This is a genomic window from Lentzea sp. NPDC060358, from assembly GCF_042725365.1.
Classification (GTDB): Bacteria; Actinomycetota; Actinomycetes; order Mycobacteriales; family Pseudonocardiaceae; genus Lentzea.
The window spans coordinates 1-6,843 of sequence record NZ_JBHXCW010000333.1 but is presented as its reverse complement, the minus strand read 5'-3'; the positions used below and the strand labels follow the sequence as shown (position 1 = coordinate 6,843).

The 6,843-nt window shown below is 70.4% G+C and carries 8 protein-coding genes; 5 read left to right on the top strand and 3 right to left on the bottom strand.

Annotation, left to right across the window (positions count from 1 at the left end; all coding sequences use genetic code 11):
• Positions 1–7: 7 nt before the first annotated feature.
• Complete coding sequence (locus ACFWGZ_RS38080) at positions 8–334, bottom strand: DUF4873 domain-containing protein (RefSeq protein ID WP_382456453.1); 327 nt, start codon at positions 332–334, stop codon at positions 8–10.
• Positions 334–1,017 (bottom strand): TetR/AcrR family transcriptional regulator, encoded by a 684-nt coding sequence (locus ACFWGZ_RS38075; protein ID WP_382456452.1) that lies wholly within the window; start codon positions 1,015–1,017, stop codon positions 334–336. The genes ACFWGZ_RS38080 and ACFWGZ_RS38075 overlap by 1 nt, the downstream gene beginning before the upstream one ends.
• Positions 1,018–1,078: 61 nt before the next feature.
• On the opposite strand from ACFWGZ_RS38075, the gene ACFWGZ_RS38070 reads away from it, so the two are divergent.
• Together ACFWGZ_RS38070 and ACFWGZ_RS38065 are read left to right on the top strand one after the other, a co-directional pair.
• Positions 1,079–1,966, top strand: a complete 888-nt coding sequence (locus tag ACFWGZ_RS38070; protein ID WP_382456451.1) for a diiron oxygenase — start codon at positions 1,079–1,081, stop codon at positions 1,964–1,966.
• A complete protein-coding gene (locus ACFWGZ_RS38065) occupies positions 1,939–2,721 on the top strand; it encodes an alpha/beta fold hydrolase (RefSeq protein ID WP_382456450.1) in 783 nt (260 codons plus the stop codon). The genes ACFWGZ_RS38070 and ACFWGZ_RS38065 overlap by 28 nt, the downstream gene beginning before the upstream one ends.
• A 36-nt stretch (positions 2,722–2,757) precedes the next feature.
• Here the strand turns inward: ACFWGZ_RS38065 and ACFWGZ_RS38060 are convergent, their stop codons facing one another.
• Positions 2,758–3,387, bottom strand: a complete 630-nt coding sequence (locus ACFWGZ_RS38060) for a TetR/AcrR family transcriptional regulator (RefSeq protein ID WP_382418813.1) — start codon at positions 3,385–3,387, stop codon at positions 2,758–2,760.
• 127 nt (positions 3,388–3,514) lie between these two features.
• Between ACFWGZ_RS38060 and ACFWGZ_RS38055 the strand changes: the two genes are divergently transcribed.
• From ACFWGZ_RS38055 to moeZ, 3 genes are all read left to right on the top strand, one after another.
• Positions 3,515–4,468, top strand: a complete 954-nt coding sequence (locus tag ACFWGZ_RS38055) for an alpha/beta fold hydrolase (protein ID WP_382456449.1) — start codon at positions 3,515–3,517, stop codon at positions 4,466–4,468.
• Between the two features lie 40 nt (positions 4,469–4,508).
• Positions 4,509–5,507 (top strand): DUF3152 domain-containing protein, encoded by a 999-nt coding sequence (locus tag ACFWGZ_RS38050; RefSeq protein WP_382456448.1) that lies wholly within the window; start codon positions 4,509–4,511, stop codon positions 5,505–5,507.
• A 79-nt stretch (positions 5,508–5,586) separates the two neighbouring features.
• Positions 5,587–6,759: an adenylyltransferase/sulfurtransferase MoeZ gene (gene moeZ, locus ACFWGZ_RS38045; RefSeq protein WP_382456447.1), complete on the top strand. Its 1,173-nt coding sequence runs from the start codon at positions 5,587–5,589 to the stop codon at positions 6,757–6,759.
• Positions 6,760–6,843 lie beyond the last annotated feature (84 nt).

Below are 6,843 nucleotides of genomic sequence, written 5' to 3'. Positions count from 1 at the left end.
CCCGCGTTCAGCGCTCGACGGGTTCCTCGATCCTGTACGGCGGCGTCGAGGTGCCGCCGACCCGGTAACGGCCCCACGGGTCCTGGTCGGTCAGCGCGCCCTCCGCCTCCCCGGTCGGGGTGCGCAGCAGAGCCTTGCGCGCGCCGCCCTCGACACGGGTCGTGACCTCGTCGTTCTTCTTCACGCGGCCGTACCAGTGGAAGCGGCCGTCGATCGGCTGGAAGTGGCCCCGCAGCTCCACCTCGACCGCCACCTCGGCCGCCGTCCCGGCTGCGTCGAAGACGAGGACCGCCGGACCCGTGTAGCCCTCTTCGTCGTGCTCGTGCTCGCTCATCAGTCCACCAATCGCAGCGGGGTGAGGGGCATTTCCGGGTCTGCCTGGACGCCGGCCGAGCGCAGCAGCCCGTCGATGGCGTGCCAGATGATCGTGGCGAGGTAGTCGCTGAGGTTCGCGCGGGACATGGTCTGGCGGTCGAGCCACCAGTCGCCCGCGTTCTGCACCATGCCGACGAGCGCGTGCGCCCACGGCTCGGCGCCGCCGGAGTCCATGTCGTAGGAGCGCATGTACTCGCCGAGGATGCGCGCCAGCGTGGTGGCGATGAGGTTCTTGTCCTCGGCCACGAGGTCCTTCTCGACCGGCCGGTCGACGAACGACCCCTTCACCACGAACCGGTAGAGGTTCGGGTTCTCCTCGATGACCGACAGGTAGGCGTCGACGATCCCCTGGATGCGGCCGCGGATCGGGCCCTCGGCGAGCAGCGCCGGACCCATCCGGTCCATCAGCAGTTCGGTGGCCTTCTGACCGACCGCCAGGTACAGGTCGGACTTGTCGGTGAAGTGCCGGTAGAGCACGGGCTTGCTGACGCCCGCCTGTGCGGCCACGTCCTCCATGCCGACGTCGGGGCCCTTCCTGGCCACGGCGGCGATCGTGGCCTCCACGAACTCCGCCCTGCGCTGCTCGCGATGACCCTTCCACCGCTCACGTCGCGCGTCCGGCCCCTTGACAGTGCGTGCCATGTGACGCACGCTACCAGAAGTAACCGTTACCTCAAGTAACACTTACCGGGGAGGGCAACCGATGAGGGTCGCCGATCGGGAGAAGACCGCGGAGAGGCTGCTCAAGTCCTCCGCCGAGAAGTTCTACGACCCCGAGGTGGACATCGACTGGTCCGCACCTCTGGCCGACGACCTCTTCTACATCCCTGAGCAGCGCATCTCGCTCTACGGGACGCCGCTCTACGACACGCTGACGCGCGAGCAGCGCATCGAGCTGTCCAAGCACGAGCTGGCGTCCATCGCGTCGGTCGGCCTGTGGTTCGAGCTGCTGCTCATGCAGATGCTCGTGAAGGTCGTCTACAACACCGACCCGACCACGCGGCACGCCCAGTACGCGCTGACCGAGGTCGCCGACGAGTGCCGGCACTCGACGATGTTCGCGCGCCTGGTCGAACGCGTCGGCTGCCCGGCGTACGGGCCGACCAGGCACACGCACCGGATGGGCAAGCTGCTGCCGGTCATCGGCTACGGCCCCGCGATGTACGGGTCGATCCTGGTCGCCGAGGAGATCCTCGACCGCCTGCAGCGCGAGGCGATGAACGACGAGACCGTCCAGCCGATCGTGCGGATGGTCAACCGCATCCACGTGCTGGAGGAGGCCCGCCACGTCCGGTTCGCGCGCGAGGAGCTGCAGCGCGGCATGGCGGAGCTGAAGGGCTACGAGAAGCCGTACCAGAAGTGGCTCGTCGGGTACGTGTCGATGATGATCACCCGCGCGATCATCAACCCGCGGGTGTACGCGGCCGTCGGCCTCGACGTGCGCGAGGCGCACCGGCAGGCGCTCGCGAACCCGAGGTTCCAGGAGACGATCCGCTGGTCCGGGGAGCGGATCATGTCGTTCCTGGACGAGGCCGGACTCGTCGGGAAGCCGGGGATGCGCTCGTGGCGCCGCTCGTTCTTGGCCGGCTGAACGTCGTCACGTCCGGGGAGGCCGGCTCGGACGTGACCGCCGTGCTGCTGCACGGCTGGACCATGGACCTCACGACGTGGGACCGGGTGGCCGCGGCGTTGCCGGGACGCGTGGTCCGGTACGACGTGCGCGGCCACGGCCGGTCCGCCGCCGGCACGGGGACGATCGCCGAGCTCGCCGACGACCTGGCCGCGGTGCTCGGCGAGTGCGTTCCCGCGGGACGGGTCGTGCTGGCCGGGCACTCGCTCGGCGGCATGACGATCATGGCGCTGGCCGAGCAGCGGCCCGAGCTCTTCGACCGCGTCTCGGGCGTGGCTTTGATCGCCACCTCCTGCGGCGACCTGCCCGCGCAGAGCGCCGTGGAGAAGCTCGCCGGGCGCTGGCTGGGCGGGCGGCCCGAGGTCGGCTTCGGGCGGGTGCTCGCGCCGGGGCTGCGGGTGACGTTCGGGCACCGGCCGCGGTGGGCCGACGTGCGGGCGGCCGCGGCGATGGCGGGCAATACCACCGGTGCCGCGTTCGCCGGGATCCGCGAGGAACTGACGCTGCACCAGCGCAGGGAAGCTCTCGCGGTGCTGTCGGACGTCCCGACCGTGGTGATGGCCGGGTCGTGGGACGTGCTCACACCGATGCGGCACGCACGGGTGCTCGCGGAGGCGTTGCCGTCGGCCGAGTTCGTGATCTACCCGAAGGCCGGGCACATGCTGCCGCTGGAACGCTCCGAGGACGTCGCCCGGCGGATAGCGGCGTTGATGTGACGGAGGGCCCCGCCGCGGTGGGGCCCTCCACCGCCGTCAGTGCTGGAGCGGGAAACCGCCGCCGATGCCGCGCCACGCGAGGTTCGAGATCAACGCGACCGCGTCCTCCTTCGCCACGCGGCGGTTGTCGGCGAGCCACGACCGCGCGGTGACCTGCGAGAGGCCGACCAGGCCGACGGCCAGCAGCCGGGCCCGTTCGGGGTCCAGCCCGGCGTCCGCGGTGATGGTGTCGGTGATCGCGTCCACCGAGTCGGTGGTGGCGCGCTCGACGGCCTGCTGCACGGCGGGCTCGGAGCGCAGGTCGGACTCGAAGACCATCCGGAACGCCTGGCCCTCGCCGTCCACGAAGTCGTAGAACGCGGCCACGGCGGCGCGGACGCGGAGCTTGTTGTCCGACGTCGAGCCGATGGCGGTGCGCACGCGGCTCACCAGTTCGTCCACATGGGACTCGAGCAGCGCCATGTAGAGCTCGAGCTTGCCGGGGAAGTGCTGGTACAGCACCGGCTTGGACACACCCGCGCGTTCCGCGATCTCGTCCATCGCCGCGGCGTGGTAGCCGTTGGCCACGAACACGTCCTGCGCCGCCGCCAGCAGCTGGGCGCGGCGTGCGGTGCGCGGCAGTCGAACGCCCCTGCCTGCGGGTGCGCTCTGCGCCGTCTCCGTCATGGTGCCTCCAGCACGAGTCATCAGGCCGTCGGTGAGGGGTTGCCTGACCGGGGCTCGGAGGCAACCTTACTCGCTGGTAGCCCACATCCGGGAACCATCTCGGCGTTCTTTCCCGCATCCTGGTCCGGTGAGCACGCTGATTCCCGCCCCGTTGTCCCAGGCCGAACTCCCGCCCCTGGACACGTCGCAGACGCCGTGGCCCGGCGAGTTCCGCCAGGTCGACGGCCACCAGGTCCACGTCAGGGTCACGCCGGGCGACGGGCCCGCCGCCGTCTACGTGCACGGGCTCGGCGGTTCCGCGACGAACTGGACCGACCTCGCCGCCCAGCTGCGTGGCCACGTCCGCGGCCACTCGCTCGACCTGCCCGGGTTCGGGCGGTCCGAACCGGTCCCCGGCTACGACTTCAGCCTGGCCACGCACGCGCGCACGGTCATCGGCTACCTGGAGACGCTGGGCGAGCCCGTGCACCTGTTCGGCAACTCGATGGGCGGCGCGATCTCCGTCATCACCGCGGCGACCAGGCCGGACCTGGTGAAGACGCTCACGCTCGTCAGCCCGGCGGTGCCCGACCTCCGGCCGCGCCTCGACCGCATGTCCGACCCGCGGATGGCCCTCGCGGTGCTCCCGGTGGTCGGGGCGAAGGTCCGCCGCGAGCTCGCGAAGCTCACCGCCCACGACCGCACCCGGCAGATGCTCCAGCTGTGCTTCGCCGACCCGAGCCTGGTGCCGGACAACCGCATCGAGGAGTCGATCAGGGAGAACGAGGAGCGCGCCCGGCAGAAGTGGGCGGGCACCGCGCTCAACCGCAGCACGGTCGGCCTGATGAGCAACTGGCTCACGCCCGGCCCGAGGTCGTTGTGGCGCATCCTCCCGCTGGTCAAGGCGCCCACGCTGGTGCTCTGGGGCGACAAGGACCGGCTCGTCAGCGTGCAGAAGGGCCCCCGGACCGCCAGGTTGCTGCCGAGGGGACGGCTGCTGGTGCTCCCGAACACCGGCCACGTCGCCCAGATGGAACGGCCCGCGACCGTCGCCAGGGCGGTGCTGGGCATGTGGGAGGCCGTGGACGGGCACGCATGGTGACGAACGACGGCCATCCGGGGGATGTGGGACCCTGGTGGGCGTGAATCGCGCCCCCGAGCGAGGACGACCTGGCCCGCCCGCCGACCGCTACCGCCGCGGCGAGCGCCGGACCAGCGCGGAACCGCTCGCGGCCGCCTGGGAACCCGAGGGCACCGCGGCGCTGCGGCGGCCCCGCAAGCGCCGCGGCGTGAAGAAGCTGATCGCCCACTACGGGTGGCGGATCTACGCGATCCCGGTGCTCCTCGTGCTCACCGCGCTCGTGGTGCTCGACACGGTGCAGCCCAAGTCGCCCACGCCCGGCGACCAGAACAGCACCAATGCCGCCGAGACCCCGGCCAAGGGCACCCCCGAACCGCCCGCGTCCGAGGTGCCCGGCAAGAAGCCGCAGCTCAACGTGCCCACCGCGGAGCTGCCGGCCGGTCCGCAGTTCTCCGAGGACGGCGTCGGCACGTTCAAGGTCATCGCCGGTGCGAGCGCGCGCGTCGGCGAGGCCAACGCGCCGAAGTTCCGCAAGTACGCGATCGCCGTCGAGGACGGCGTGAAGCCCGCCGACTACAACGACGACGCGGCGGCGTTCGGCCGCACGGTCGAGGGCATCCTGTCCGACCCGCGCAGCTGGATCGGCACCAAGCAGGTCGCGCTGCAGCGGGTCGAGGCGAACCAGAACCCGGACTTCGTCGTGTCGCTGAGCACCACGAAGACGACGCACACGCTCTGCGGCAAGGAGATCCCGTTCGAGACCTCCTGCTTCAACTCCCAGCAGAAGCGCGTGATCATCAACGTCGCCCGCTGGGTGCGCGGCGCCATGGTCTACGGCAGCGACCTGGCGGGCTACCGGACCTACGTGATCAACCACGAGGTCGGCCACGCCCTGGGCAGCGGGCACGCGGCCTGCGCGGAGAACGACGCGCCGGCGCCGGTGATGATGCAGCAGACCTTCGGCGTCTCGAACGACTTCGTCTCCCAGCTCAACGCGGGCCAGGACGTCGTGCCCGCCGACGGCAAGGTGTGCAGGCCGAACGCGTTTCCCGCAGGCTGAGACGGCTTTCCAACCGGGAAGAGTCGAGGCAGGGTAGACGTTGTCTCGGACACGGAGACATTCGTCGAGGAGGACCAGCATGGCGCTTCCGCCGCTCGTTGAGCCAGCCGCGGAGCTGACCAAGGAAGAAGTCGCGCGCTACAGCCGGCACCTGATCATCCCGGACGTCGGGGTGGACGGGCAGAAGCGGCTGAAGAACGCGAAGGTGCTCGTCGTCGGCGCGGGCGGCCTGGGCAGCCCGGCACTGCTGTACCTGGCCGCGGCCGGGGTCGGCACGCTCGGCGTTGTGGACTTCGACGTCGTGGACGAGTCGAACCTGCAGCGCCAGGTCATCCACGGCCAGTCCGACGTCGGCCGTCCCAAGGCCGAGTCCGCGCGCGACTCGGTCGCCGAGATCAACCCGTTCGTCAAGGTGGTCCTGCACCAGACGCACCTCAACTCCGAGAACGCGCTGGAGATCTTCCGCGACTACGACCTGATCCTCGACGGCACGGACAACTTCGCCACCCGGTACCTGGTGAACGACGCCGCGGTGCTGCTGGGCAAGCCGTACGTCTGGGGCTCGATCTTCCGGTTCGAGGGCCAGGTCAGCGTCTTCTGGGAGGACGCCCCGGACGGCCAGGGCCTCAACTACCGCGACCTCTACCCGGAGCCGCCGCCTCCCGGCATGGTCCCCTCGTGCGCCGAGGGCGGCGTGCTGGGCGTGCTGTGCGCGTCGATCGGCTCGATCATGGTCACCGAGGCGATCAAGCTGCTCACGGGCATCGGCGACCCGCTGCTGGGCCGCCTGATGGTCTACGACGCGCTCGAGATGTCGTACCGGACCATCAAGATCCGCAAGGACCCGGAGTCGCCGAAGATCACCGAGCTGATCGACTACGAGGCGTTCTGCGGTGTCGTGTCCACGGACGCGCAGCAGGCCGCCGCGGGCAACACGATCACCCCGCTCGAGCTCAAGCACAAGCAGGAGTCCGGTGAGGACTTCCTGCTGGTGGACGTCCGCGAGCCGCACGAGTACGAGATCGTGAAGATCCCGGGCTCGGTGCTGATCCCGAAGGACAAGATCCTCTCGGGTGAGGCGTTCAGCGAGCTGCCGCAGGACAAGCCGCTGGTGCTGCACTGCAAGTCCGGTGCCCGGTCGGCGGAGGCCCTCGCGGCCCTGCACAAGGCGGGGTTCAAGGACGCGGTGCACGTGGGTGGCGGCGTGCTGGCGTGGGCCCGCGAGGTCGACCCGAGCCTGCCGACGTACTAACACCCGTGGGTGCATTAGGGTGGGTAGGCACCCCCAAGCACCCCGGATACCTTAGGCTTTTAGAGTGGCGGCACCACATTCGGT

Excerpts from the sequence above, each read along its gene's own strand:
- ACFWGZ_RS38080 (WP_382456453.1), bottom strand. The coding sequence starts at position 334 with ATGAGCGAGCACGAGCACGACGAAGAGGGCTACACGGGTCCGGCGGTC.
- ACFWGZ_RS38075 (WP_382456452.1), bottom strand. The coding sequence starts at position 1,017 with ATGGCACGCACTGTCAAGGGGCCGGACGCGCGACGTGAGCGGTGGAAG.
- ACFWGZ_RS38070 (WP_382456451.1), top strand. The coding sequence starts at position 1,079 with ATGAGGGTCGCCGATCGGGAGAAGACCGCGGAGAGGCTGCTCAAGTCC.
- ACFWGZ_RS38060 (WP_382418813.1), bottom strand. The coding sequence starts at position 3,387 with ATGACGGAGACGGCGCAGAGCGCACCCGCAGGCAGGGGCGTTCGACTG.
- moeZ (WP_382456447.1), top strand. The coding sequence starts at position 5,587 with ATGGCGCTTCCGCCGCTCGTTGAGCCAGCCGCGGAGCTGACCAAGGAA.